The organism is Aliivibrio sp. S10_S31 (assembly GCF_014694495.1).
In the GTDB taxonomy this organism is placed as follows: Bacteria; Pseudomonadota; Gammaproteobacteria; order Enterobacterales; family Vibrionaceae; genus Aliivibrio; species Aliivibrio fischeri.
The window spans coordinates 133,702-160,120 of record NZ_JAAUWR010000004.1 but is presented as its reverse complement, the minus strand read 5'-3'; the positions used below and the strand labels follow the sequence as shown (position 1 = coordinate 160,120).

Genomic DNA, 26,419 nt, shown 5'->3' with positions numbered 1-26,419 from the left:
CTTAAATACGCTCTTCGATAATACCGCCACCTAGACATACTTCGTCTAAGTAGAATACTGCAGATTGACCCGGAGTCACTGCAATTTGCGGCTCGTCAAAAATCACTTTAATGTTCTCATCATCAACAGGGATGATAGTACAAGGGATATCAGTTTGACGGTAACGTGTTTTAACCGTACAGCTCAATGGTGCTTTAATTGGTGTGCGATCAACCCAATGAAGTTGAGAAGCCAATAGACCTTGAGATTTCAATAATGGGTGATCTTTGCCTTGAACTGCAATTAATACGTTTCGTTTTAAATCTTTTTCACCAACGAACCATGGGTCTTCATTACCGCCACCGCCTTTGGTGCCGCCAATGTGTAGACCTTTACGTTGACCTAAAGTGTGATACATCAAACCTTGGTGTTGACCAATCACTTTACCTTCAGGTGTTTCGATATTACCTGGTTGTGCTGGTAAGTATTTGCCTAAGAATTCAGTGAATTTACGCTCACCGATAAAGCAGATACCTGTTGAATCTTTTTTCTTCGCTGTGATCAAACCTTGCTCTTCAGCAATGCGGCGTACTTCTGGTTTCTCAAGTTCACCAACAGGGAATAAACTACGAGCAACTTGCTCTGAGCTTAATGTGTATAGGAAGTAACTTTGATCTTTATTTGAATCTAAACCACGTAACATTTGTGGTTTAACACCATTAGCGATTTCTTCAGCTGTTGGGAAGGTACGACGAACGTAGTGACCCATAGCAATAAAGTCAGCATCAAGCACTTCATCAGCAAATTCTAAGAAGGCTTTAAATTTAATTTCTTTATTACATAAGATATCTGGGTTTGGTGTACGACCCGCTTTGTATTCCTCTAGGAAATATTCAAATACGTTATCCCAATATTCAGCAGCAAAGTTAATGGTGTGAAGGTGAATACCTAATTTGTCACACACCGCTTGCGCATCTGCTAAATCTTCGGCAGCAGTACAATATTCCTCGTTGTCATCTTCTTCCCAGTTTTTCATGAAAAGACCTTCAACTTGGTATCCTTGTTGCTGAAGTAGGTAGGCTGATACTGAAGAATCCACACCACCGGACATACCGACGATGACTTTCTTTTGGCTGTTGTCTGACATTCTTTAACACCACTAATAAAACTTGAGGCAGATTCTAACAGAAAGAATATGCATGGGACAGATCCGAGAGCAAAATCACATAATTATATCGGTAAAAATATGTGATTTTATGGCTTTCAGTCTTTTAGATTTAACCGTTTTGCTAAACGATGTAAATTTCCTGTATCAAGTTGCAATGCTCTGGCTGTTGCAGCCCAATTTTGTTGCTGTTCTTGATATGTTTTTTTAATTAAATTAGCTTGAAATTCATCCGTGGCAGAGCGTAAATCTTTTGTGTTTTTTGAATGTGGTGTAACAATCTGATTCGTTATGCTTTTTTCTGCATGGTTTTCTTTTTTTATTAAGAAATGTGTAGGAGATAATACTAAATCAGAATCGTCATTTTGAGCTCTTGATAAAACGGCAGCTCGGCTTATTACATGCTCTAATTCTCGAATATTCCCAGGCCATGAATACTCATTAAGTAAAGTGATGGTTTCAGGTATGATTCGTATACTCGTCGCCCCTAATTTAATACGACTTTTTTCAGCAAAGTAACCAACGAGTAAAGTGACGTCATTACCTCTGTCTCTAAGCGGTGGAACAAAAATAGGGAAGACGCTTAATCGATGATATAAGTCAGCACGAAAATCACCATTTTTTACCTCATCACTCAGTGTTTTGTTGGTAGCAGCGATAATTCGTGTATTTACTTTAATATGGTTGTCATCACCAATACGTTGAATATCACCATATTGTAAAACACGCAGTAATTTAGCTTGCAGAGCCAATGATAACTCGCCTATCTCATCCAGAAATAGCGTACCATTGTCAGCCGATTCAAATTTTCCTTTTCTGTTACTGATCGCCCCAGTAAAAGCGCCTTTAACGTGCCCAAATAGTTCACTTTCTGCAACGGATTCAGGTAATGCCGCGCAGTTTAAATACACTAAGTTTTGTTGAGAGCGTGCTGATCTTTGATGTAAAGCACTTGCAACTAGTTCTTTACCTACACCTGTTTCTCCCGTAATTAATACGGATAATTCTGTATTAGCAACGGCGTTAATGTTGGCTTGCAACTCTTGCATTGCAAGGGATTCACCAATCATTTCAACATGATTATCAGATGATCCCTCAAATGATGAGTTATTTGAGTTTTCTCCCGATTGATTTTCTAATCTTCCCATCAATAAAGCGGTATGCAAGCTAGTTGCTGCTAATGCACTGATTATTCTTAACTCTTTGTTTGTGAATGTATCAAATTGAGTAGGGTCAAATGCATCTATTGTGACCGCTCCAATTAATCGCTCATTAACCAGTAGAGGTAATCCAATACATGAATGGACCTGCAACTGACGCTCTTCGTTAGCAATCAAACCATCATAAGGATCAGGTAAATCACTATCTGAAGGAAATCGAACAATGTCTCCAGCTCGAGCAATTGCCTCTAAACGAGGATGTTGAGAAATAGAAAAACGACGACCAATGACATCACTGTCTAAGCCGTTGGTAGCAAGAGGAGAAAAATATTGATTTTTAAATAATAGAAGAGCGGAAGCATCGCATTTTAAGGCATGTCTGATCGTTGATAACAAACGTTCAAAACGATCTTTGCTTGATAATCCAGAGGTGAGATCCAATGCAATTTGAACCCATTCATCTTTAATGTTTTTCATTGAAACCTCGTAGATATAAACAGTGTTAATTTGACAATTATAGTGTCATTTTAACATAAGTAAATGGCTGTCATTATGACATTTATATTTACTGGTTAATATTAAAGTTATTATAAAACAATGAGATAAAAATTGGCATGCGCAATGCAATATGAGTAGTAACGCTAATAATTAAATGAGAAAAAACAATGACTATTCATATTAAAAATAATGTTAACTGGGTTGGCCAACGTGATTGGGAAGTATCTGATTTCCATGGTACTGAATTTAAAATGACCAAAGGCACAAGCTATAACAGCTATCTCATTCAAGAAGAAAAAACAGTACTCATTGATACGGTGGACCATTGTTTTAGCCACCAGTTTATTCAGAATTTAGAAATGGAAATTGATCTTGCTAGCATTGATTACATCGTAATTAACCATGCAGAAGAAGATCATGCAGGTGCGCTTTCTGCGTTAATGGAAAAGATCCCTGGAACGCCAATTTATTGCACTGAAAATGCGATTGATTCCATTGTCGGGCATCATCATCACCCTGAATGGAATTTTAACCCAATTAAAACGGGTGATGCGTTAGATGTAGGTAATGGCAAGCAATTGATCTTTGTTGAAGCACCTATGCTTCATTGGCCAGATAGCATGATGACCTATTTAACAGGTGATGCAATTCTGTTTAGTAATGATGCATTTGGTCAACATTATTGCGATGAACGTTTATTTAATGACGAAGTAGATCAAACAGAATTGATGGATCAATGTTTACGTTACTACTCGAATATCCTTACGCCATTCAGTGCTCTGGTTACCGCTAAAATTAAAGAAGTATTAAGCTTCAATTTACCAGTCGATATGATCGCAACCTCTCATGGTTGTGTATGGAGAGAGAATCCAACTCAAATTATTCATCAATATTTAGAGTGGGCTGATAATTACCAAGAAGATCGTATTACGATTTTTTATGATTCTATGTCAAACAACACTCGAATGATGGCTGATGCTATTGCCCAAGGTATTCACGATGTCGACCCTGCTGTTGCAGTCAAAGTATTCAATGTTTCTCGCCAAGATAAAAATGACATTTTAACCAGTGTGTTCCGCTCAAAAGGGATCCTTGTAGGTTCATCAACCATGAACAATGTAATGATGCCTAAAATTGCGGGCATGTTAGAAGAGATTACTGGTCTTAGATTTAGAGCAAAAAAAGCAGGAGCATTTGGTAGTTACGGTTGGAATGGTGGTGCTGTTGATCGAATCCATTCACGTTTAACCGATGCTGGTTTTGAAACCGCAGTAGGTTTAAAAGCGAAATGGCGTCCAGATGGTAAAGCAATGCAGTTATGTCGAGAACATGGACAATGTATTGCAAAACAGTGGGCGTTAGCACCATTAACAACGACATTTAATACAATTAATGTTGATAAAAAAATTCAGACAATAGAGGAACCGGTTGTTCTCGTTGAACCAAGTGTCGAACTAGAAAAAACGGCTATAGAAGTGACGTCATCAAAAGATGCAAAACAGTGCATGCTTTGCTCGGTCTGTAATTGGGTCTATGACCCTGAAATTGGTGAACCGAATCAAGGTGTAGAACCAAATACACCGTGGTCTTCAGTTCCTGATGATTTCTTATGCCCTGAATGTCATTTAGGTAAAGATGTATTTGTGGAAATTAAGTAGTTGGAGGATAAATGATGAGTTTACCTATCGTTATTATTGGTAGTGGTTTTGCCTCTTACCAATTAATTAAAACCATTCGTCGAACTAACAATGATTGTCCAATTCATGTCTTTACGAATGACAGCGGTGACGATTATAACAAGCCAGATTTGAGTCACGTATTTTCAAAACAACAAAGCCCAGAAGAGGTAGTTACATTATCTGGAGGGGATTTTGCTGAGCAATACAATGTCATTCTACATAGGCACACTTGGGTTGAGTCGATAGATACTGAGAACCAAGTCATTACTGCAAATGGTGAGCAATATGCTTATGGAAAATTGGTCTTAGCGACAGGCTCTCAAACATTTATTCCACCTTTTCATGGTGATGGATGTGGAGATATCCTGACGTTAAATAGCCTAAAAGAATTTGCTGGTATTCAACAAAAAGTACTGGAGTCTAAAAAAGTACTTGTTGTTGGTGGTGGTTTAATAGGTACAGAGCTCGCAATGGATTTGGCAAATGCAGGAAAAATGGTGATCTTGGTTGAACCAAATACCCATTTATTAGCCAATATGGTGCCTGATTTTATCTCTTTACCGCTAGAGAAAGCTTGTAAAGAAAAGGGAATTACTGTCAATTTATCTGATTGCGTGCAAGCCATAAATAAGCAAGAACAAGGTTACAGAGTAACAACCAGTAATGGCCATTCATATTATGTTGATTGTGTAATATCGGCAGCAGGATTAAAACCTAATACGAAATTAGCAACAGAAGCAAATCTCATGGTTAATCGGGGAATTGTGGTGGATTTAAATTTACAAACATCAGCTAATAATATCTATGCTTTAGGTGACTGTGCGGAAATTGAAGGCAAAGTCATGGCGTATCTTCAACCTATTTTATTAAGTGCGAATGCATTAGCCAAAACACTATTAGGTACAGATACTGCTCTTTCTCTGCCTAATATGATGGTGAAAGTGAAAACACCTAATTATCCAATACAGTTAGCTGGCAATACATCCACTGACATTGAACGATGGTCTGTTGATATCGATACACAAGGTTTGTGCGCTAAAGCTTATGACGTAAATAATCTATTAACGGGATTTGTAGTAACAAATGAGCGAGTTAAAAACGCTTTCCCACTATTTAGAGAGTTAAATACAACGAATTAAAAAGAGGTGAACTATGACAGAAATTCCTCATGGCTTAATTAAAGGCGTTGTCTTAAAACGCCATGATTGGACTGATAGATTATTCAGTCTGTTTGTTGACGCTCCAATTAATGCTTATCAAGCGGGGCAGTTTACCAAATTGGCATTATTAAATGATAAAGGCGACTGGATAAGAAGGGCGTACTCTATCGTTAATAACCCTGACCATATTGAAGGGCGAGAGCGAATGGAATTTCTGATCATAGCTGATCAAAGCGGGGAGTTATCTCCTTGTTTGCAAAAATTGAATACTGGTGATGAAATTTTTGTTGGCAAAGATGCCAGTGGTTTTATGACCATTGATGAAGTTCCTAAAAATGCAGATGATTTTTGGTTGCTTTCAACAGGAACAGCCATTGGTCCATTTATATCGATATTAGAAACACCAGAACTTGAAATGCGCTTTAAAAATCTCGTGTTAGTTCATGCGGTAAGAACAGAGTCTGAACTAATTTATCAACAACGAATTGAGCAGTTATCTAAACGATATAACAAGAGGTTTCATTATGTACCAATTGTTTCTAGAGAATATGTCAGCGGAGCTTTATGTGGACGAATCCCGTCTTTATTGCTCAACGGAGAGCTTGAAAAGAGAGCAGAACTTCAACTTAGTAAAGCATCTAGCTTCTTATATATTTGTGGCAACCCAAACATGGTTAAAGACACATCTGATGCACTAAAAGAATTCGGTTTTGAAAAGCATTTACGTCGTAAACTTGGGCAATTTAGCTCAGAAAATTATTGGTAATGATTTGCACGGTTCGAATCATACAAAACGATTTGGAGAAATATCATGAGTCATTTACGTATTCCAAAAAATTGGACAATTCAGCGTTCAACGCCATTCTTTACTAAAGATAATGTACCTGAGGCACTATTAACTCATCATAATACAGCTGAAGATGTATTCGGGCAGCTATGTGTTATGGAAGGGGTTGTCACTTATTATGGATTTGCAGATTCTGAAGCAACAGAACCTGAGATTAAAGTTGTCATTAATGCAGGACAGTTTGCTACAAGCCCACCGCAATATTGGCATCGTATTGAGTTAAGTGACGATGCTCAATTCAATATTAATTTTTGGTCTGATCAAGATAAAAGCGGTAAGAAAATGTTTAATACGAAATAGTTTATACTTTTTGTATAGAGAATGTATTTCAGCCATCAATGCACTTGTGAGCATTGATGGCGAGAAACAATTAATATTAGATTTTAAAGAAAGAAAGGAGGTGTTTTTGTTCTTCAGACTGTCGAGCTAATATTTCACTTTCCTGAGCATTCTTTTTAATACTCTCAGCATTTTGGTTGACCATTTCTGAGGTTAACATGATATTTTTCGTTATTTCTTGAGTTACACAAGCTTGCTCTTCAGAAGCCGTAGCTACTAGTGTATTCATTTCCGAGATATGCAGTACTGCGTTCGAGATTTGATTGAAAGCCATATTCACTTCTTCTGCAATGACTTGAGACTCTTCCACTAAATGTGAGTTTCCTGTCATGTGTTGATCTGCTTTTTCTGACTGTTCTTGTAATTTTGAAATGATTTCTTGAATGCTAACTGTGGAATGTTGAGTTTTTGCCGCTAGTGCACGAACTTCATCAGCAACAACAGCAAACCCTCTTCCTTGCTCACCAGCACGAGCCGCTTCAATCGCTGCATTAAGTGCTAATAAATTCGTTTGCTCAGAAATATTATTAATAACTTCAACGACAGAGCCAATATCGGAAGAATATTCACGTAATTGATTTACTATCGTTGCTGATTCTTTTACCGAATCATTAATTTTTTCAGCAATGTTTTTTGAACGTTCTAATGCATCGTAGCCTTCAGAAATACTATTGTTTGCATTCACTGTCGCTTTTTCTGCATTAGAAGCATTAATACTGACTTCCGTGGCTGTCTGAGATAACTCATTGACAGCAGTCGCAACTTGTTCAATTTGTTCTAATTCAATTTGAACATTCGTTGTTGATTCTTCCATTACGCTTGTTAACGCTAGTGATGCAGAAGATACTTTTTCTGCAATAGTGTGAGATCCTTGAGCTATGGTGGCTAATTTATCAACCGTTTGATTTATACTATAAGTTAATTGAGCCAGTTCATTTGTACCATTATCTTCTGGCTGCTTTGATGATAAATCACCTTCCGCAATTTTCAGCATCGCATCTTTTATAGAAATAATTGGATTAACAATTGAGCTTGATAATACAAATGAAATAGCAAGCATTAACATTGAGAAAAGAAAACTAATCATACTGAACATAGTAATTAAGGAAGAGAATTTTTCTTCAGAATTTGAAATTGAATCATCAACACGATTAGAAAGCTCGGTAGTAAATAAGTTTAATTTATTGACTAGATCCATGCCTAGCATACTTGCATGGTCTTGCCATTGTCTAAGTTCTTCTTTAGACATTAAGCCATTAGCATAATTATTTAATACGGTTTCGGTTTGTGCCATGTGCTGATAGTAAGCATCAAACGCCATTTTTCTTTCTCTAGTCGATTGTCGACCATCATCTTTAAATAATTTATTAACGTCGGCATACCAAGTATTTAGTGCGTTTGTATAGGTTTGACGATATTTATCATCTTGAAGTGAACGGAAATAATGAACACGTATAACCCATAGTTGGGTTACTTCTTGGTCATTCACAAAGTTGATTGTATTCACTGCATTTGATATTTGAAGGCTTGATTCTTTTTGTGCAGTTTCAAAATATTTAAATGAGATATAAATGACTAAAAAGAAAAAACTAATAGTGATCCAACTTAAACCGAGTAATTGTGTTTTTAATTTAACGTTTTTTAGAAAAGTAAACATATAAAATGTAAGAGGCTGAAAAAATGTGATGCGGATTGTATTTATAAAAAATGAAAAGGGAATATTAACCTTTTAATTATTTAGAGTGTTTGCACTAAAAATGAGCATTTTTATTTTCTGGCATTATTGTTGATATTTTTTTTGCATATCTAGCTTCTATTGCATTTTGTTTTTATATGAATATTTGGCGTTAAAGTCGATTTTTCTACTGTTAATATTTTCCAAATGAATGCGTTTTTTACTTGTTCTATGGCATAGTAGGCGAAATTATTAAGTGAGAAGTAAGATGACAGAACAACTAGACGATTTCATGACTGAAGAAACACTGATTGAAACCGTAAAAAATCAAATTGAAGATGGCAGCCCAATCGCGGTAAAAGAAACATTAATGCGCTTAGTTATGACGGGTAATCCACGTGAAGAAGCGATTGAAATGATGGCGTGTGCGCTTGCAATTGAAGTCTTTGATGTAATGAAAAATGGCGCTGAGTTTAATCAAAAGCGTTATAAAGAAAACTTAGAATCATTGCCTGACATGAGTTTTATGGGCGATGAATAATCTCAATATTAGTAGGCAGTTATTGTCTTTGATATTGAAATAAAAAGGCCTGATAGTGTTAATACTATCAGGCCTTTTTGTATAATACGTTAATCAGCACAGCCAATTTCACCAGTTAGCATACAGTTTTGTTGCTGCTTTTCTTGGTTTTTATAATGCTCATTCGTCAATTCTGTTGAGTTAATATCAGCTCTATCTGCTGGAGCGCAAGCACTAAGTAAGAGTACGCTAGCAAGTCCTACTGCTTTAACCATGGTGTTCATAATGATCCCTTTATTTTTTATAATTAATATAGTCAGTCTAATTTAAAAAGTAGTAAACAGATAGGGGGATTAACGTTTTTATTACAATTTAATTTTTTGTTTTTAAAGTGATACTTCTTTCCAAGTGCCGTGAGCTACGTCTTTTATTGTCCAATCTCCCATTGAATAGCGTATTAAGCGTAATGTGGGAAAACCAATATTTGCTGTCATGCGGCGAACTTGTCGATTACGACCTTCAATGATCGTAATTGAAATCCATGTTGTTGGAATCGCAGCACGAAAACGAACAGGAGGATTGCGTTCCCACACGTTGGGTTCAGGTATGATTTCTACTTTTGCTGGCAGTGTCATGCCATCTTTTAGCTCAACTCCTTGACGTAATTTATCTAAATCATCTTCAGTAAGTGCGCCTTCAACTTGTACCCAGTAAGTTTTTGGTGATTTAGATTCAGGTTGCGTTAGTCGTGCTTGCAACACCCCATCATTAGTTAAAATTAATAAGCCTTCGCTATCGCGATCAAGACGGCCAGCCGCATAAACGTCTTTAACAGAAATAAAATCTGCGAGGGTCTGGCGATGTTGGTCATCGGTAAATTGACTCAATACATCAAAAGGTTTATTAAAGATAATAACTTTACGATCTTTAGGTGCAGGGCGTGGCTTTTGTGTGTTTTTTTTCTTAAAAGCCGGTTTTTTCCAATTAGGGGATCGCTTGAATGTCATGTTAACTACCTTGCAGATTTGTAAAGCTTTTGTGGTGTTTAGTTTTAAAGTTCACCGCTTTTCGCTATAGTGTGCGCGTGAAACAAGAGACTAATAAAAATAATACCAATGTAATGAATGATTAGAATTGGTATCAAAGTCGGTAAATTACAGAACCTATTATACGTTTTGTTGTGGGTTTTGTGGATTAAATAGGGAAATTAAATGACAACGCAAAAATCTAAGATTATCTATACTATCACTGATGAAGCGCCAGCATTGGCGACACATTCACTTCTTCCAATTATTCAAGCATTTGCAGCATCATCAGACATTGATGTTGATACACGTGACATTTCTCTTGCTGGCCGTGTAATTGCTAACTTTCCTGAATATTTAACGGAAGAGCAGCGTATTGGTGATGCATTAGCAGAGCTTGGTGAACTAGCAAAAACACCAGAAGCAAACATCATTAAACTTCCAAATATCAGTGCATCTATACCTCAACTTCATGCAGTAATTAAAGAGCTTCAAGCGAAAGGCTATGCTTTGCCTAATTACCCAGAAGAAGCAAAAACGGATGAAGAAAAAGCCGTTAAAGCGGTTTATGATAAAATTAAAGGGTCAGCAGTAAACCCAGTATTACGTGAAGGTAACTCTGATCGCCGTGCGCCTGGTGCCGTTAAGCAATACGCTCGTAATAATCCTCATTCAATGGGGGCGTGGTCTTCGGATTCAAAATCACACGTAGCAAGCATGAGCGATGGTGATTTTTATTCAAGTGAACAATCAGTAACTATTGATGGTGCAACGAATGTTAGTATTGAGTTTGTGGCTGAAAATGGCGATATCACAGTGCTTAAAGAAGGTCTTGCATTGCAAGATAAAGAGATCATTGATGGTTCTCGTTTAAGTAAAAAAGCTCTGGTTGAATTCTTTGAGGCTGAGACTAAAAAAGCAAAAGAAGAAGATGTGTTACTTTCGCTACATATGAAAGCAACCATGATGAAAGTGTCTGATCCAGTGATCTTTGGTCATGCAGTAAAAGTATTCTACAAAGATGTATTTGAAAAGCACGCAGCGACTTTTGAAAAACTAGGTGTTGATGCGAATAATGGCATTGGTGATGTTTATTCTAAAATTGCCTCTTTACCTGAAGCAGAGAAAGCACAAATTGAAGCTGATTTAGCAGCGGTATATGAATACCAACCAGAGCTTGCGATGGTGGATTCAGATCGTGGAATTACAAACCTTCATGTTCCTAGTGATGTGATTATCGATGCTTCTATGCCAGCTGCACTGCGAACTTCTGGTCAAATGTGGGGACCTGATGGTCAACTCAAAGACACGAAAGCGATGATCCCAGATCGTTGTTATGCGGGTGTTTACCAAGCCGTGATTGATTTCTGTAAAGCAAATGGTGCATTTGATCCAACAACAATGGGTTCAGTACCTAATGTTGGTTTAATGGCACAAAAAGCAGAAGAGTATGGCTCTCATGATAAAACATTCATTCTTCCTGCTGCAGGTACTGTGCGAGTGATTGATGGTGCAGGTCATGCGCTTATTGAGCATGCTGTTGCTGAAGGTGATATTTGGCGTATGTGCCAAGCTAAGGATGCACCAATTCAAGATTGGGTAAAATTAGCGGTAAATCGTGCGCGTGCAACTGGAACGCCTGCTGTATTTTGGCTTGATGCTAATCGTTCGCATGATGCGGAGCTGATTAAAAAGGTAAATACTTACCTTGCAAATCACGATACAACGGGGCTAGATATTCGTATTTTAGCGCCAGTAGAAGCGACTCAGTTCTCATTAGAGCGCATTGTTAAAGGTGAAGATACTATTTCGGTAACAGGTAATGTATTACGTGATTATCTAACTGATTTATTCCCAATTCTTGAGCTAGGTACATCAGCGAAAATGCTGTCGATTGTTCCGCTCATGAATGGTGGTGGTCTATTTGAAACTGGAGCGGGTGGTTCAGCACCAAAACACGTTCAACAGTTTGAAAAAGAAAATCATTTACGTTGGGATTCTTTAGGTGAATTTTTAGCGCTTGCTGCTTCGTTTGAGCATTTAAGTGTGACAACCGATAATGCAAAAGCACAAATTCTGGCAGATACATTAGATGCCGCAACATCGAAATTCTTAGAAACCAATAAATCACCATCACGTCGTGTCGGTGAGTTAGACAACCGTGGTAGTCATTTCTACCTAGCGATGTACTGGGCTCAAGAGCTTGCTGCACAAACAAAAGATACAGATCTTCAAACTTACTTTGGTTCACTGGCTGAGACATTAACATCAAATGAAGCAAAAATTGTTGATGAGCTTAATGCAGCACAAGGTGTTGCTGGTAATGTTGGCGGTTATTTCCAACCTGCTGCAGAGTTAGCAGCAAAAGAGATGCGTCCAAGTGCAACATTGAATGCAGCATTGTCGTCACTTTAATTGATTAACGCGTTAGATTGATATAATAAAGCCTTGAGGTAGTGATACCTCAAGGCATTTTGTTATGTATATTTAAGTGTTTTTAGATGGTATTTAAATACTCGTATTGTAGTAATTACGCTTTGGGCAAGAAGATATTATTTCTGCTCGATTAAATGAAATTACTTCTTCCAAAATCACGTCAAATCCCCACAAACGATGAAGATGCTTCATTACTTCTTCATGGCTTTTATCTAAAGGAATACGATTATGAGGGATATGGCGTAGAATCATCGAACGATCACCTCGTACATCTACATTCCATACTTGTATATTCGGCTCTAGGTTACTTAAGTTATATTGAGCAGCAAGCTTCTCTCTGATTTCACGATAGCCTGTATCATCATGAATTGCGCTGACTTCAATATGTTTGTTTTTATCATTATCTAAGATGGAGAACAGTTTAAACTCTCGTATTAACTTGGGTGATAAATATTGGCTAATGAAACTCTCATCTTTGAAATTATGCATAGCAAAATGTACGGCATCTAACCAATTGGTTCCTGCTAAATCAGGAAACCACTCTCTGTCTTCATCTGTCGGTTCTTCACATATTCTACGAATATCTTGAAACATAGCGAAACCAAGAGCATAAGGATTAATTCCGCTGTAATAAGGACTGTTATAACTCGGTTGAGCAACAACATTTGTATGGCTGTGTAAGAACTCTAGAATAAACTTTTCAGACACTAACCCTTCGTCATAAAGGTGGTTAAGGATCGTATAGTGCCAAAAGGTTGCCCAACCCTCATTCATTACTTGGGTTTGTTTTTGAGGATAAAAATATTGGCTAATTTTTCGTACAATCCGAACAATCTCTCGTTGCCATGACTCAAGGAGTGGGGCGTGCTTCTCAATAAAATAAAGAATGTTTTCTTGTGGTTCTGATGGGAAGCGAATTTTTTCTTCGTTACTTTCTTCTTTTGATTTTGGAACAGTTCGCCATAGGTCATTTACTTGAGATTGAAGATAGGCTTCTCTGTCTTCTTGACGAATTTTTTCTTCTGCTATTGAGATTTTTTCAGGGCGCTTATATCTATCTACGCCGTAGTTCATTAAGGCATGACAAGAATCGAGAGTTTTTTCTACTTCATCAACACCGTATTTTTCTTCACACTTGGTTAAGTATTGTTGAGCAAACAATAAATAATCGACAATCGAACTGGCGTCTGTCCAAGTTTGAAATAGGTAATTACCTTTAAAAAACGAGTTATGACCATAGCAAGCATGTGCCATAACTAAGGCTTGCATGGTAATGGTGTTCTCTTCCATTAAATAAGCAATACAGGGGGAGGAGTTAATAACGATTTCATAAGCGAGCCCCATCTGACCATGCTTATAGTTTTGTTCTGTTTGGATGAACTTTTTACCAAATGACCAGTGATGATAATTAATAGGCATACCCACACTAGAGTAAGCATCCATCATTTGTTCAGCTGTGATGATCTCGATTTGGTTTGGGTAAGTATCCAAACGGTAGTGCTCGGCAACACGCTTAATTTCTACATGATATTCTTCGAGCATTTGAAAGGTCCAATCTGGCCCATCAGGTAGCTTTGTCGTCCTTTTCATCATTGCCTCCTTAAGCCAGTTGCTTTTGAAATAATTCTCTGAATATTGGGTAAATATCTTCAACGGAACGAATATTTTTCATGGCAAAATTATCAAAGCCTTGTGCCAACTTGTCGTACTCAGTCCACAATGTTTGGTGATGACGTTTTGTGATTTCGATATATGAGTAATATTGGCAAGTTGGAAGAATGGATGACGTCAGTAGCTCTTTACATTTTGGCGAGTCATCAGCCCAATTATCACCATCAGAAGCTTGTGCGGCATAAATATTCCACTCATTTGCAGGAAAACGTTCAGCAACGATGTCTCTCATTAGTTTCAATGCGCTTGAAACCATGGTCCCACCGGTTTCTTGAGAGTAAAAGAAATCGTGTTCATTTACTTCTTTTGCCTGAGTATGATGGCGAATAAAAACGACTTCTACGTTTTCATAAGTTCGAGTTAAAAAGAGATAAAGCAGGACATAAAAACGTTTTGCTATGTCTTTGGTTGCTTGATCCATAGACCCAGATACATCCATTAAGCAAAACATCACCGCTTGACTGGATGGGATAGGGGTTCGCTCGTAGTTTTTATAACGCAAATCAAATGAGTCAATATAAGGAACATGTTTGATTCTTTCTCGAAGTTCTTCTATTTGTTCCTGCATTTTACGAACTGCAAGCGGTTGACTTGGTTCGCTGTTTTTAATGGTTTCTAATTCTTGTTCTAATTCGGAGAGTAATCGTTTTTTACCCGCTGTCATGGCAGTTCTACGAGCGAGTGATTGCTGTAGAGAACGGACGATATCAATATTAGAAGGGACACCGGCGGTTTGATAACCTGCTCGATGGGTTTCCCATTCTGTTATTTTTTGAACTTGGTTTTTCTCAAGGTTAGGCAATTCAAGCTCTTCAAAAAGAATATCAAGGTATTCATCTTTCGAAATTTGAAAAATAAAGTCGTCTTGACCTTCGCCATCCGCACTGGCATCTCCATCACCAGCACCTCCGCCACCATTTCCTCCTTGAGGACGTTCAATTTTATCACCTTTAATAAATTGGTCATTGCCGGGTAATACACGTTCACGAATACCACCTTGACCTTGATGGAAAACAGGCTCAGAAATATCTCCCTTTGGAATAGAGATACTTTCACCACTTTCTGTATTGGTTACTGAACGTTGATTTACAGCATCAGAAACCGCACGTTTTATTTGGTCTTTATGGCGACGAATAAAGCGCTGTCTATTGACGGTACTTTTCTTTTTACCATTCAACCTTCGGTCAATAAATTGAGCCATAATGTTGCCCTCCTGATTCATATCACCTTAGCGATTGTCTAAAGGAACCTACTTATATAGACAACAAATTAGCTAAAATGTTATTAGATCAGCCCATAATCAGCTATGGGCTGTAACGTCCTGTTTATTTTTATGATGATTTACGAACACGTAAGTACCATTCAGCTAATAGTCTTACTTGTTTTTTGGTGTAGCCTTTTTCCATCATTCGAGCTACAAAATCATCATGTTTTTTCTGATCGTCGGTTGAGGTTTTTCCGTTAAAGGAGATAACTGGAAGAAGATCTTCTGTATTGGAGAACATTTTCTTCTCAATAACTACACGCAGTTTTTCGTAACTGGTCCAGGTTGGGTTTTGTCCGTTGTTGTTTGCTTTTGCTCTAAGAACAAAATTTACGATTTCATTACGGAAATCTTTTGGATTGCTGATCCCCGCTGTTTTTTCTATTTTTTCTAATTCATCGTTAAGTGCTGAACGGTCAAATAATTGGCCAGTTTCAGGATCACGATACTCTTGATCTTGAATCCAAAAATCAGCATAGGTTACGTAACGGTCGAAAATGTTCTGACCATATTCTGAATAAGATTCAAGATAAGCGGTTTGAATTTCTTTACCGATAAACTCGACATATTTAGGGATTAAGAACCCTTTTAAGAATTCGGTGTATTTATCTGCAATGTCTTGTGCAAATTGTTCTCTTTCTATTTGTTGTTCTATTACATAAAAAAGATGAACAGGGTTGGCTGCGACTTCGGTTTGATCAAAATTAAAGACACGAGAGAGGATCTTGAAGGCGAATCGAGTTGATAAGCCTGACATGCCTTCATCAACACCAGCAAAATCTCGATACTCTTGGTAACTTTTGGCTTTTGGATCGGTGTCTTTTAGGGTTTCACCATCATAAACACGCATTTTCGAGAAGAGAGATGAATTCTCTGGCTCTTTTAGACGCGATAATATTGAGAATTGCGCCAGAATATCCAACGTACTAGGAGAGCAAGGTGCATGAGACAATTCACTGTGTTCTAGTAGTTTTTGGTATATCTTCATTTCTTCCGATACACGTAAACAATAAGGGACTTTTACGATATAAACCCTATCTAAAAAGGCTTCGTTGTTTTTGTTATTTCGGAAAGTTTGCCATTCTGATTCGTTTGAGTGAGCAAGGATCATCCCATCAAATGGTAACGCTGACAGTCCTTCTGTCCCATTAAAGTTACCTTCTTGGGTTGCAGTTAAAAGAGGATGAAGCACTTTAATCGGTGCCTTAAACATCTCTACGAATTCCATTAGGCCTTGGTTCGCTTTACATAATGACCCCGAATAGCTATAAGCATCAGGATCATCTTGGGCGAAATGCTCTAATTGACGAATATCGACCTTACCTACAAGAGAGGAAATGTCTTGATTATTTTCATCGCCAGGTTCCGTTTTTGCGATACCGATTTGGTCAAGAATCGATGGGTGAACTTTAATGACTTTAAATTTTGTTATGTCACCACCAAATTCATGCAGTCGTTTTGCTGCCCAAGGAGACATAATGGAGCGTAGGTTACGTGGTTCAATGCCGTATTCGTTTTTGAGTAGCTCACCATCTTCATTGACATCAAATAAACAGAAAGGGTGATCGTTAACTGGGCTGCGTTCCCCATTTGCGCTAAGTACATAAATAGGTAATTTTTGCATTAAGCTTTTTAGTTTTTCAGCAAGTGAAGACTTACCACCGCCTACTGGGCCTAATAAATAAAGCACTTGCTTACGCTCTTCAAGACCTTGAGCAGCATGCTTTAAGTAAGAAACAATTTGTTCTATTGGTTCTTCCATACCATAGAAATCTTTGAAGGTTTCATAGCGAGAAATAACACGATTAGAGAAAATGCGACTGAGTTGCGGATCAAGTGCAGTATCGATGACCTCAGGCTCTCCAATGGCTAGCAGTAGTCTTTCTGCTGCATTAGCATAAGCACTTTTGTCATTACTACATAGTGATAAGAAATCTTGCAGTGACATCTCTTCATCTTTTGCCGCTTCATAACGGGCTTGATAGTGGTCAAAAATACTCATATCCATTTCCTCTTGTCATCCGTTTTTTAAATTACGCATACTAAGCCTAGTAACTAAATGCTTATTTTGTCCAAGAAAAAACTGAAAATAGAGTAAAATTTGGTCAAGAAGTGTGGGGAAGCGCAGATATAAAAAAGCGAGCAGTAAAATTGCTCGCTAATTGATAGTTTTGTAACTATTGAAAGTTATTTGCTGTGGTATTGCTCGCAGGCAAGTAGGGTGTTTTCGATAAGTGTCGCGACAGTCATTGGACCAACTCCACCTGGTACTGGAGTAATATAACTTGCTTTTGTTTTGGCTACATCATACTCGACATCGCCAATTAATTTACCTGAATCCAGTCGATTAATACCTACATCGACAACAACAGCACCTTCTTTAATCCATTCACCTGGAATGAAATTTGGTTTACCAACGGCGACAACAACCAAATCAGCTTGACGAATATGACTTTCCAAATCTTTTGTAAAGCGATGACAAGTGGTGGTTGTACAACCTGCAAGAAGTAATTCAAGCGTCATTGGTCGACCAACAATATTTGAAGCACCAACAACAACGGCATGCATACCACGAACTTGAATGTTGTAGCGGTCAAGTAGAGTGATGATCCCTTTTGGTGTACAAGAACGCAGTTTTGGAATACGTTGTGATAATCGACCAACGTTATATGGATGGAAACCATCAACGTCTTTTTCTGGGTCGATATGCTCTAAAATTTTCGTGCTATCCATTCCTGCAGGAAGAGGTAATTGAACCAAAATACCATCAATTTCAGGATCTTGGTTTAACTCATCAATTAGGTTAAGAAGTTCTGATTCAGATGTGGTCGTTGGAAGGTCATATGACTTTGAAACGAAACCGACTTCTTCACAGGCACGACGTTTACTACCTACATAAACTTGAGATGCTGGGTCTTGTCCAACTAATACAACTGCAAGGCCTGGAGCACGTAATCCTGCTTCTACACGAGCTTTAACACGAGCCCCGACTTCAGAGCGAACGGTTTGAGAAATGAGTTTTCCATCGATAATTTGAGCGGTCATAGTGATCCTTCTAAAGGGCAGTTACTGGTTGACCTAAGTATTGTCGCAGAATTAATTCAGAATAGCTATAGAGCAAACGTTTGCGTCCGAGGTTTTTTAAGTACCAAAACATCGTAATATCAATGATATTTGTAGGTTTTTTATTCAGAATGGTTTTCTTGTTGCTATAAAGTGAGCAAAGTGACTCATTTTTCATCACTCAGTAAGATAATGATAAGAAAAGGATTGATCTGATTTCGGATATTCGTATAATCCTACCACACAAAGCGCCCTTAGCTCAGCTGGATAGAGCACGTCCCTTCTAAGGATGTGGTCGTAGGTTCGAATCCTACAGGGCGCGCCAAATTGGAAAAGCCGCATTAACCTTATGGTTAGTGCGGCTTTTTTCATTTCTGTCATATTATTTATCAATATGCTAGCGTTAGTTCATTGCATAGTTAATGGATTACTCTTATGTCTTTTTGGAATTCACTTTCAATTACTACTCGCTATTCAAGATTGCCTCGCTGTTTTTTCACGTATGTACAACCGACCCCCTTAGATAATTCTCGTTGGCTTATATGGAACAGTGAATTAGCTAAACAGTTTGATTTACCTGAGAACGTACATAATCACTCTGAGCTGTTAGATGCGTTTTCGGGTGAGGTTGTACCGTCCGTTTTTGCTCCATTAGCCATGAAATACGCAGGACATCAATTTGGCAGTTATAATCCAGACCTTGGCGATGGAAGAGGATTGTTACTGGCCGAAATAAAAGATAAAAAAGGGAATAGTTTTGATCTTCATTTAAAAGGAGCGGGCTTAACGCCTTACTCTCGTTCTGGCGATGGCCGAGCTGTATTACGCTCCACAATTCGTGAGTATTTATGTAGTGAAGCGATGGCAGGGCTTGGTATTCCTACGACACGAGCACTAGGAATGATGACGAGTGATACTCCGGTATTTAGAGAAGGGTATGAGACTGGGGCTTTACTCATTAGAATGGCTGAAACTCATATTCGATTTGGTCATTTTGAGCATCTGTTTTATTCAAATTTATTGGAAGAGCTAAAGTTATTAGCGGATAAAGTGATTGAATGGCATTTCCCTTGTTGTTTAGGTGAAGATAAACCATATCTTGCAATGTTTAACAATATTGTAGATAGAACTGCTTATATGATTGCGCAATGGCAGGCTGTGGGATTTGCCCATGGTGTTATGAATACCGATAATATGTCGATTATTGGCCAAACGTTCGATTATGGTCCTTTTGGCTTTCTTGATGATTATGAGCCCGGTTATATCTGTAATCATTCTGACTACCAAGGACGTTATGCCTTTAATCAACAACCTAGAATTGGCTTATGGAACTTATCGGCCTTAGCACATTCGCTTTCCCCATTAATTGATAAGCCCGATTTAGAAAAAGCATTAGAGCAATATGAAATAAAATTGCATGATTATTTTAGTCAATTAATGCGAAAAAAATTGGGGCTGCTTTCTAAACAAGAAGGGGATACCCGTTTATTTGAATCCATGTTTGAGTTACTGTCACAAAATACGGTGGATTACACTCGATTTATGAGGGCGTTGTCTGACCTAGATTCCCAAGATAAACAAACGGTCATTGACTTATTTGTCGATAGGGAAGCTGCAACATTATGGACAGATCTGTATCTAACACGATGTAAGTTAGAAGCAGATAGCTTCGATATGCGTTGCTCCAAAATGAGAAAAGTGAACCCGAAATATGTTTTAAGAAACTATTTAGCTCAGCAAGCAATTGTTAAAGCAAATGAGGGGGATTTTAGTGATGTTAAAATTTTATCTACGCTATTGGCATCACCATTTGATGAACATCCTGACTTTGAGCGTTATGCTGAATTACCACCAGAGTGGGGAAAGAGAATGGAAATCAGTTGTTCATCATAGAGCAAAGTAATTTGTGACGCAGTAAAGCAGCCATGTTTGCTAATGCCGATCAGTTAGTCACTTTATTGAGTAATTATGCACTATTTATTCAATGTCTAATAGGTATGGCAAAGTACCCGTTAAGCGAGTGAAAGATAGATACAGTAAGGGCTCCAGAATGATTGTAATAAATCCGTCTGAAGCCCTTGTTTTTATTGATGTTCGCTTAACTGACTGGCATTAGCCATGTTTGCTGCTTTTTACGTTTAGTTTTTCTCTTCTAAGCTGTGAAACATGAGCTGAAGCAATTCGTCCATTGAACCTGTTTGCTCACTATCTGTATAGCCTTGGGCTAATATTGTCCATTGCGGCGTTAGTTGGGTTGGTAAATAGATTGCAATAAAAACACTGGCTTTATCACTGTCATTTTCATCGATGCCATGTGGTTCTATACCCGCAGATAATCCTGTTTTATTTAGAATTTGATCATCACTGATCTTAGTATCTACACCTAAACCATAGCCAATATAAAAATCGGCTTTTTGTAGATCATCCGTATAAGTAAACCCTTTTTTCTTTAATTCATTTTTTAAAGCAAGAATGAATTTTTCTTCAGTATCATTTTTATTTAACTTTTTATTAAGGTAGTTGGCGTTAATATCAGGATGCCAACTAAAGAAAGTTCTTCCCGTTATTACCGTATTGATATCGCCTGTTGTCACAAGGTTTACTGTGCTTTTCTCTTGATGTGTTTCAGTAACACAACCGTTTAGCGTCAAAAGTAGAACGAAAGTAAATAGATATTTCAAAATAGAGACCTAACAGAAGTGAATTAAGATTGGAGTGGTTTTGGAACGATTGGTTCAAAAAAGGTGAGCATGTTGACTCACCTTTTTTATAAACTTGAAAATAAAGCAGCTACTTTGCGTTTTCACCTTCGAGTAATTTAATTTCACTTGCGTGAAAACCTTTTGGGCCTTCGTGGATTTCGTAAGTGACGGCTTGTCCTGCTTTTAGAGTTCGATATCCCTCCATTTCAATGGTGGAGTAATGAGCAAAAATATCGCCATCCTCTCCTTCAGGACAAATGAAGCCAAACCCTTTGGCGTTATTGAACCACTTTACTGTACCTGTTGCCATGCTATACATCCCTCTGCATTTTAATTACCTAGCACAATGGTTATGAATTAATCATTTATCTGTTCAATTGATAACCACTACAAGTACACTCTATTAAATATAAAATGTGAGTCAAGTACAAAGTTGTCACTTTTTTAACAATTATACCCAATATCACATTTAAGATTAACATATTTGTCAATAATATCAGATTGATAAATATAGTGGAGAACATGAGCAAAAGGCTCTATTCTTTATTTATTGTTTCGACGGTTTTCTATTCAATTAACTAAAAAATAAGTGATAAAGACTCTAAAATAGTATCTTTTGTTTGATGTAATCTCTCGTCTAGATTAGTCTGAGTATTAAGGGGATACCTTGAAGTATCAGATTATTTTTTTACTAATTTAGTTGTCGACATGAGTAAACTATATGAATGGATTTCTCCTGATTCAGATGTTTTGGAGCAAGAGAAAACAGAGTTAAGACCGCCATCAATGTATAAAGTGGTTTTAAATAATGACGATTACACTCCAATGGAGTTTGTTGTCGAAGTTTTAGATAAATTTTTTTCCATGGATTTGGAAAAAGCAACACAATTAATGCTAACAGTGCATTATGAAGGGAAAGCAGTATGTGGGACGTTCACTGCTGAAGTTGCTGAAACTAAAGTTGCGCAAGTGAATACTTACTCGCGTGATAATGAGCACCCACTGCTGTGTACAATGGAGCAAGCGTAAGTTTGTTCGTTACACCATAAATTGGTGTTTTGGGAGGTTCCTATGCTAAACAAAGAATTAGAAGCGAGTTTGAACACAGCGTTTGCTCGTGCGCGAGAAAAGCGTCATGAATTCATGACAGTAGAGCACTTGCTATTCGCTCTGCTGGAGAACCCATCAGCTCACGAAGCGCTTATTGCTTGTCATACTGATTTAGATGCCTTGGCAACTGAAATCGACGAATTTATTATACAGACAACCCCATTAATTCCTCTGGACGATGAAAGTCGTGAAACTCAGCCTACGCTTAGCTTTCAGCGTGTATTACAACGAGCAGTTTTTCATGTTCAATCATCTGGTCGAAGTGAAGTTACTGGTGCCAACGTATTGGTTGCTATTTTTAGCGAGCAAGAATCACACGCAGCATATCTCCTTAAAAAGAATGATATTAGCCGTCTAGATATTGTTAATTACATCTCTCATGGTGCACCAGAAAATCGAGATGAGAATAGCGAACCAAATAATGTTGAAGCGGCGGTTGAGGCTAATGCTGAAGATAAGTTAGAGAGTTTTGCTACTAACTTAAACCAAGTTGCTAAAAATGGTGGAATTGATCCGCTTATTGGACGTGATCAAGAGCTTGAGCGAACCATTCAAGTACTGTGTCGTCGTCGCAAAAATAACCCTCTATTAGTGGGTGAAGCTGGCGTTGGTAAAACGGCGATTGCAGAAGGCCTTGCTTGGCGTATTGTTGAAGAACAAGTACCAGATGTAATTAAAGATTGTGTTATTTATTCACTGGATATTGGTTCATTACTTGCTGGCACTAAATACCGTGGTGATTTTGAAAAACGTTTTAAAGCGATTTTAAAACAGCTTGAAAAAGAAGAGCATGCGGTTTTATTTATTGATGAAATTCACACGATTATAGGAGCGGGTGCCGCTTCTGGTGGTCAAGTTGATGCAGCTAACTTAATCAAACCGTTATTAAGTAGTGGTAAATTACGTTGTATTGGTTCTACTACTTATCAAGAGCACAGTACTATTTTTGAAAAAGAGCGTGCATTAGCTCGTCGTTTCCAAAAGATTGATATTTTAGAACCATCTTTAGACGATACGACAAAAATTCTGATCGGTTTGAAAAGTAAGTATGAAGAACATCATGAAGTGCGTTATACCAATAAAGCGCTTCGTGCTGCAGTAGAGCTATCAGCTAAATACATTAATGAACGTCATCTTCCAGATAAAGCGATTGACGTAATTGATGAAGCCGGTGCCCGTTGTCGTCTAACACCTGCGAGTCGTCGTAAAAAGACCATCAATGTTGCTGATATTGAATCTATGGTCGCTAAAATGGCTCGAATTCCAGAAAAATCTGTATCCTCAAGTGATAAAGATGTTCTGAAAAAACTCGATGACAAATTGAAAATGCTGGTATTTGGGCAAGATCAGGGTATCGATGCACTATGCGAAGCAATTAAATTAAGTCGCGCTGGTCTTGGTGCAGAGAATAAACCGGTGGGTTCATTCTTATTTGCTGGGCCGACAGGGGTTGGTAAAACAGAAGTCACTGTTCAATTAGCAAAAGCATTAGGTATTGAATTACTGCGTTTTGATATGTCTGAATATGGTGAGCAGCATACCGTTAGTCGCTTAATTGGTGCGCCTCCGGGTTATGTTGGTTACGAGCAAGGTGGTTTATTAACTGATGCGGTAATTAAACATCCACATTCGGTTGTTCTTCTTGATGAACTTGAAAAAGCACATCCAGATATCTTTAACCTGCTGCTACAAGTAATGGATAATGGTACGTTGACAGATAACAATGGACGTAAAGCGGATTTTCGCAACGTAATTTTTGTTATGACAACCAATGCGGGTGTTCAAGAAACGGTTAAAAAATCAATTGGCCTAATTCAACAAGATCACTCTACTGATGCAATGGCGGCAATTAAAAAAGTATTTACACCTGAATTCAGAAACCGTTTGGATAACATCATTTGGTTTGAGCATCTAAGTAAAGATGTCATTTCACTGGTTGTTGAGAAATTCATTGCAGAGCTACAAGCACAGTTAGATGCTCGTGGTGTATCAATGGAAGTATCCAAAGAAGCAAAAGCATGGCTTGCTGAAAAAGGCTATGACAAAGCGATGGGTGCACGTCCAATGGCGCGAGTTATTCAAGAAAACCTTAAAAAACCAATGGCAAATGAATTATTGTTTGGTGATTTGGTTGATGGCGGTACGGTACGAGTGAAACTTAAGAAGGATGAGCTTGTATTTGAATTTACGAGTGAAACTGAAGCGGTTCATTAATAAATCAATTCTATTGCTATTTAGCTAGCTTGTTTTAAAAGCTAATAAAAAACCCAGTCATTGACTGGGTTTTTGTTATTGTTTTTTTATTAGTTTAAAGCGTTAAACTAATAGAATGACAAATTAACGCGCACGGAAGACGATACGGCCTTTAGATAAATCATAAGGAGTCATTTCAACTGTTACTTTGTCACCAGTAAGAATACGGATGTAGTTTTTACGCATTTTACCTGAGATATGAGCAGTAACAACGTGACCGTTTTCTAATTCTACGCGAAACATTGTGTTTGGTAGTGTATCTAGAACTGTGCCTTGCAGTTCAATTGCGTCTTCTTTTGCCATTGAATCCTCTTTATATAGATAGCTTTGGCTGATTTTTAAGCGGCTAATAATGCCCTTAAAAATGATGTATGTAAAGTTTGGGCTGCATTTTAACCCTGCCAGACCATATTTACTAGCTTTTGGTTCGGTTTATATTGATCTTTATACTTCATTGCTGGGCAATCGTCTATTTGATAACCAGGGTAAAGCCACTCTTTAGATAACTCTTTGCATAATTTTAGCTGAATGAGAACGGAGATCGTCCCTAGAGATAGAGGGTGTTCTGGCTCAAAAAAGGTATACATAGCGCTGATAGAGTCAGTTAGAATATCACTAACAGCAATGGCTACTAGAGTTTCGTTTTCATAAATATGCAAGAACTGATTCGTTAGCCAGTTTGTATGTGAAAACTCGAAAAATTGTTTTTGATTTGCAGGGTACATGCTACCTGTTTGATGACGAGCATTAATATAACGCTCATACAACTCGAACCAATTTTCATCCATTTCTGATTTTAGCTCCCATCGAAAAGAAGAGAGTTTATTTAGTAATCTTTTTTGACTTTTGCTTGGTTTAAATTGATTTGCATTAATTCTTAGTGGCTTACAAGCATCACAATGCTCACACATTGGTTTATAGATGGTTTCACCACTTCGACGAAAACCAAGACGAATTAGGGCTTGATAACCTAACGTTGTGTGTAATTCTTGTTCCATTACAACGGCTAATCGTTCTTTTTGTTCTGGTAGGTAGCTGCAAGGCCCCTCGGGTGTTAAACCAACTTGAAGTGAATATTGACTCATGAAAATGAACTACCCCCTAAAGTTTGAGCTAAATAGCAGTCAGATGATGTTGGTTTTACATGCAGTTCTTCAAGTAATGTTTTGAAGTCACTTCGTTTCATTTCTTGAGCCCCAAGACTTTCTAAATGAGGGTTCATCATTTGGCAGTCGATAAGCTTTCCATTAGATGATACAAAGTGCTCACAAAATTTCCATAACGCAATTTTTGATGCATTAGTTTGCAATGAAAACATAGACTCACCACAAAAAACTTGGCCTATTTGTAATCCATATAACCCACCAATTAACTCATTGTCATTCCATACTTCAACAGAATGGCAATAACCAAGATCAACCAATGTTTTATAAGCCTTGATCATTTCCGGCATTATCCATGTTTCTTCTTTTGGTCTGGTTGATGCACAAAGGTCAATAACTTGGTAAGTGGCTTTGTTAAGAGTTACGTTGTAGTTCGATTTTCTGAAGAACTTTTTTAAGCTTTTAGATGGAGAAAATTGCTCAGGAAAAAATACGCCTCGAACGCTTGGACTCCACCATAGGATAGGATCACCATCACTGTACCATGGAAAAATACCATGCTGGTATGCACTGATCAGCTGCGCAGAGGATAAGTCTCCACCCATTATGAGTAAACCATCAGGGTTATTTAATGCGTTTTCTATATTAGGAAAAACGGTTGAATGAGATGGAATAAGCTCAGGTAAATAGATAGTCATAGATAAAAGAAATCACTATTCATTATTTTTAGGTCAAAGAGACGATATTGCCTCTGGTACATCGCGTTGGTT

At 37.8% G+C, this 26,419-nt stretch carries 23 protein-coding genes and 1 tRNA gene; 10 read left to right on the top strand and 14 right to left on the bottom strand.

The window, feature by feature from the left end; all coding sequences use genetic code 11:
- Position 1: 1 nt before the first annotated feature.
- Entirely contained in the window at positions 2–1,126 is a 1,125-nt protein-coding gene (mnmA, locus tag HC728_RS05060) for a tRNA 2-thiouridine(34) synthase MnmA (RefSeq protein ID WP_005420215.1), read from the bottom strand.
- 116 nt (positions 1,127–1,242) lie between these two features.
- Positions 1,243–2,781 (bottom strand): nitric oxide reductase transcriptional regulator NorR, encoded by a 1,539-nt coding sequence (gene norR, locus HC728_RS05055; protein ID WP_190395184.1) that lies wholly within the window; start codon positions 2,779–2,781, stop codon positions 1,243–1,245.
- A 188-nt stretch (positions 2,782–2,969) separates the two neighbouring features.
- Here norR and norV point away from each other — a divergent pair, with 188 nt between their 5' ends.
- From norV to HC728_RS05035, 4 genes are read left to right on the top strand one after another with little or no spacing between them, the layout of a single operon-like run.
- Positions 2,970–4,460, top strand: a complete 1,491-nt coding sequence (gene norV, locus HC728_RS05050) for an anaerobic nitric oxide reductase flavorubredoxin (RefSeq protein WP_190395183.1) — start codon at positions 2,970–2,972, stop codon at positions 4,458–4,460.
- A gap of 14 nt (positions 4,461–4,474) precedes the next feature.
- Positions 4,475–5,620, top strand: coding sequence for an NADH:flavorubredoxin reductase NorW (gene norW / locus HC728_RS05045; protein ID WP_186809347.1), 1,146 nt, complete (start codon positions 4,475–4,477; stop codon positions 5,618–5,620).
- 13 nt (positions 5,621–5,633) lie between these two features.
- Positions 5,634–6,407, top strand: coding sequence for a ferredoxin--NADP reductase (locus HC728_RS05040; protein WP_017020075.1), 774 nt, complete (start codon positions 5,634–5,636; stop codon positions 6,405–6,407).
- A gap of 45 nt (positions 6,408–6,452) precedes the next feature.
- A complete protein-coding gene (locus tag HC728_RS05035) occupies positions 6,453–6,788 on the top strand; it encodes a DUF1971 domain-containing protein (protein ID WP_012534209.1) in 336 nt (111 codons plus the stop codon).
- 76 nt (positions 6,789–6,864) lie between these two features.
- Here the strand turns inward: HC728_RS05035 and HC728_RS05030 are convergent, their stop codons facing one another.
- Positions 6,865–8,484, bottom strand: coding sequence for a methyl-accepting chemotaxis protein (locus HC728_RS05030; protein ID WP_017020076.1), 1,620 nt, complete (start codon positions 8,482–8,484; stop codon positions 6,865–6,867).
- A gap of 286 nt (positions 8,485–8,770) precedes the next feature.
- On the opposite strand from HC728_RS05030, the gene HC728_RS05025 reads away from it, so the two are divergent.
- Positions 8,771–9,043 (top strand): hypothetical protein, encoded by a 273-nt coding sequence (locus tag HC728_RS05025; RefSeq protein WP_012532917.1) that lies wholly within the window; start codon positions 8,771–8,773, stop codon positions 9,041–9,043.
- Positions 9,044–9,132: 89 nt separating this feature from the next.
- Here HC728_RS05025 and HC728_RS05020 read toward each other — a convergent pair whose 3' ends face one another.
- Together HC728_RS05020 and HC728_RS05015 are read right to left on the bottom strand one after the other, a co-directional pair.
- Complete coding sequence (locus HC728_RS05020; RefSeq protein WP_012534068.1) at positions 9,133–9,306, bottom strand: hypothetical protein; 174 nt, start codon at positions 9,304–9,306, stop codon at positions 9,133–9,135.
- 102 nt (positions 9,307–9,408) lie between these two features.
- On the bottom strand, positions 9,409–10,029 hold the full coding sequence (locus HC728_RS05015; RefSeq protein ID WP_190395182.1) for a pseudouridine synthase: 621 nt from the start codon (positions 10,027–10,029) through the stop codon (positions 9,409–9,411).
- 204 nt (positions 10,030–10,233) lie between these two features.
- On the opposite strand from HC728_RS05015, the gene HC728_RS05010 reads away from it, so the two are divergent.
- Positions 10,234–12,462 carry an NADP-dependent isocitrate dehydrogenase gene (locus HC728_RS05010; RefSeq protein ID WP_190395181.1) on the top strand — a complete coding sequence of 743 codons (2,229 nt, stop codon included), beginning with the start codon at positions 10,234–10,236 and terminating at the stop codon, positions 12,460–12,462.
- Positions 12,463–12,555: 93 nt separating this feature from the next.
- On the opposite strand, the gene HC728_RS05005 is transcribed toward HC728_RS05010, so the two are convergent.
- The 4 genes from HC728_RS05005 to folD all read right to left on the bottom strand — a co-directional run bounded on the left by HC728_RS05005 (position 12,556) and on the right by folD (position 18,463).
- Positions 12,556–14,073, bottom strand: coding sequence for a SpoVR family protein (locus HC728_RS05005; protein ID WP_190395193.1), 1,518 nt, complete (start codon positions 14,071–14,073; stop codon positions 12,556–12,558).
- Positions 14,074–14,083: 10 nt separating this feature from the next.
- Positions 14,084–15,355 carry a YeaH/YhbH family protein gene (locus HC728_RS05000; RefSeq protein ID WP_011262305.1) on the bottom strand — a complete coding sequence of 424 codons (1,272 nt, stop codon included), beginning with the start codon at positions 15,353–15,355 and terminating at the stop codon, positions 14,084–14,086.
- Between the two features lie 130 nt (positions 15,356–15,485).
- Positions 15,486–17,420, bottom strand: coding sequence for a PrkA family serine protein kinase (locus HC728_RS04995; protein WP_005420194.1), 1,935 nt, complete (start codon positions 17,418–17,420; stop codon positions 15,486–15,488).
- A gap of 185 nt (positions 17,421–17,605) precedes the next feature.
- Complete coding sequence (gene folD / locus HC728_RS04990; RefSeq protein WP_005420192.1) at positions 17,606–18,463, bottom strand: bifunctional methylenetetrahydrofolate dehydrogenase/methenyltetrahydrofolate cyclohydrolase FolD; 858 nt, start codon at positions 18,461–18,463, stop codon at positions 17,606–17,608.
- Between the two features lie 266 nt (positions 18,464–18,729).
- Here folD and HC728_RS04985 point away from each other — a divergent pair.
- Positions 18,730–18,806, top strand: a tRNA-Arg gene (locus tag HC728_RS04985).
- Between the two features lie 110 nt (positions 18,807–18,916).
- Positions 18,917–20,374, top strand: coding sequence for a protein adenylyltransferase SelO (locus HC728_RS04980; RefSeq protein ID WP_005420190.1), 1,458 nt, complete (start codon positions 18,917–18,919; stop codon positions 20,372–20,374).
- 245 nt (positions 20,375–20,619) lie between these two features.
- On the opposite strand, the gene HC728_RS04975 is transcribed toward HC728_RS04980, so the two are convergent.
- Together HC728_RS04975 and cspD are read right to left on the bottom strand one after the other, a co-directional pair.
- Positions 20,620–21,162 (bottom strand): DUF4136 domain-containing protein, encoded by a 543-nt coding sequence (locus tag HC728_RS04975; protein ID WP_005420188.1) that lies wholly within the window; start codon positions 21,160–21,162, stop codon positions 20,620–20,622.
- A 109-nt stretch (positions 21,163–21,271) separates the two neighbouring features.
- Entirely contained in the window at positions 21,272–21,493 is a 222-nt protein-coding gene (gene cspD / locus HC728_RS04970; protein ID WP_005420186.1) for a cold shock domain-containing protein CspD, read from the bottom strand.
- A gap of 398 nt (positions 21,494–21,891) precedes the next feature.
- Here cspD and clpS point away from each other — a divergent pair, with 398 nt between their 5' ends.
- Together clpS and clpA are read left to right on the top strand one after the other, a co-directional pair.
- The gene (gene clpS / locus HC728_RS04965; RefSeq protein WP_005420184.1) at positions 21,892–22,212 is read left to right on the top strand and encodes an ATP-dependent Clp protease adapter ClpS; all 321 of its coding nucleotides are present in this window, start codon (positions 21,892–21,894) and stop codon (positions 22,210–22,212) included.
- 42 nt (positions 22,213–22,254) lie between these two features.
- Complete coding sequence (clpA, locus tag HC728_RS04960; protein WP_017020081.1) at positions 22,255–24,507, top strand: ATP-dependent Clp protease ATP-binding subunit ClpA; 2,253 nt, start codon at positions 22,255–22,257, stop codon at positions 24,505–24,507.
- A 123-nt stretch (positions 24,508–24,630) separates the two neighbouring features.
- On the opposite strand, the gene infA is transcribed toward clpA, so the two are convergent.
- The 3 genes from infA to aat form a co-directional block, all read right to left on the bottom strand.
- A complete protein-coding gene (gene infA / locus HC728_RS04955; RefSeq protein ID WP_005420180.1) occupies positions 24,631–24,849 on the bottom strand; it encodes a translation initiation factor IF-1 in 219 nt (72 codons plus the stop codon).
- Between the two features lie 89 nt (positions 24,850–24,938).
- A complete protein-coding gene (locus HC728_RS04950; protein WP_065640839.1) occupies positions 24,939–25,631 on the bottom strand; it encodes an arginyltransferase in 693 nt (230 codons plus the stop codon).
- Positions 25,628–26,347 (bottom strand): leucyl/phenylalanyl-tRNA--protein transferase, encoded by a 720-nt coding sequence (gene aat, locus HC728_RS04945; RefSeq protein ID WP_012533114.1) that lies wholly within the window; start codon positions 26,345–26,347, stop codon positions 25,628–25,630. Before aat ends, HC728_RS04950 begins: the two co-directional genes overlap by 4 nt.
- Positions 26,348–26,419 lie beyond the last annotated feature (72 nt).

Bases quoted from the DNA above. Each gene is read 5' to 3' on its own strand.
- HC728_RS05040 (WP_017020075.1), top strand. From the start codon at position 5,634: ATGACAGAAATTCCTCATGGCTTAATTAAAGGCGTTGTCTTAAAACGC.
- HC728_RS04995 (WP_005420194.1), bottom strand. From the start codon at position 17,420: ATGAGTATTTTTGACCACTATCAAGCCCGTTATGAAGCGGCAAAAGAT.
- aat (WP_012533114.1), bottom strand. From the start codon at position 26,347: ATGACTATCTATTTACCTGAGCTTATTCCATCTCATTCAACCGTTTTT.
- norR (WP_190395184.1), bottom strand. From the start codon at position 2,781: ATGAAAAACATTAAAGATGAATGGGTTCAAATTGCATTGGATCTCACC.
- HC728_RS05025 (WP_012532917.1), top strand. From the start codon at position 8,771: ATGACAGAACAACTAGACGATTTCATGACTGAAGAAACACTGATTGAA.
- HC728_RS04950 (WP_065640839.1), bottom strand. From the start codon at position 25,631: ATGAGTCAATATTCACTTCAAGTTGGTTTAACACCCGAGGGGCCTTGC.
- HC728_RS05000 (WP_011262305.1), bottom strand. From the start codon at position 15,355: ATGGCTCAATTTATTGACCGAAGGTTGAATGGTAAAAAGAAAAGTACC.
- folD (WP_005420192.1), bottom strand. From the start codon at position 18,463: ATGACCGCTCAAATTATCGATGGAAAACTCATTTCTCAAACCGTTCGC.
- clpS (WP_005420184.1), top strand. From the start codon at position 21,892: ATGAGTAAACTATATGAATGGATTTCTCCTGATTCAGATGTTTTGGAG.
- HC728_RS05035 (WP_012534209.1), top strand. From the start codon at position 6,453: ATGAGTCATTTACGTATTCCAAAAAATTGGACAATTCAGCGTTCAACG.
- norW (WP_186809347.1), top strand. From the start codon at position 4,475: ATGAGTTTACCTATCGTTATTATTGGTAGTGGTTTTGCCTCTTACCAA.
- mnmA (WP_005420215.1), bottom strand. From the start codon at position 1,126: ATGTCAGACAACAGCCAAAAGAAAGTCATCGTCGGTATGTCCGGTGGT.
- HC728_RS05015 (WP_190395182.1), bottom strand. From the start codon at position 10,029: ATGACATTCAAGCGATCCCCTAATTGGAAAAAACCGGCTTTTAAGAAA.
- HC728_RS05030 (WP_017020076.1), bottom strand. From the start codon at position 8,484: ATGTTTACTTTTCTAAAAAACGTTAAATTAAAAACACAATTACTCGGT.
- HC728_RS04980 (WP_005420190.1), top strand. From the start codon at position 18,917: ATGTCTTTTTGGAATTCACTTTCAATTACTACTCGCTATTCAAGATTG.
- HC728_RS05020 (WP_012534068.1), bottom strand. From the start codon at position 9,306: ATGAACACCATGGTTAAAGCAGTAGGACTTGCTAGCGTACTCTTACTT.
- clpA (WP_017020081.1), top strand. From the start codon at position 22,255: ATGCTAAACAAAGAATTAGAAGCGAGTTTGAACACAGCGTTTGCTCGT.
- infA (WP_005420180.1), bottom strand. From the start codon at position 24,849: ATGGCAAAAGAAGACGCAATTGAACTGCAAGGCACAGTTCTAGATACA.
- cspD (WP_005420186.1), bottom strand. From the start codon at position 21,493: ATGGCAACAGGTACAGTAAAGTGGTTCAATAACGCCAAAGGGTTTGGC.
- HC728_RS05005 (WP_190395193.1), bottom strand. From the start codon at position 14,073: ATGAAAAGGACGACAAAGCTACCTGATGGGCCAGATTGGACCTTTCAA.
- norV (WP_190395183.1), top strand. From the start codon at position 2,970: ATGACTATTCATATTAAAAATAATGTTAACTGGGTTGGCCAACGTGAT.
- HC728_RS05010 (WP_190395181.1), top strand. From the start codon at position 10,234: ATGACAACGCAAAAATCTAAGATTATCTATACTATCACTGATGAAGCG.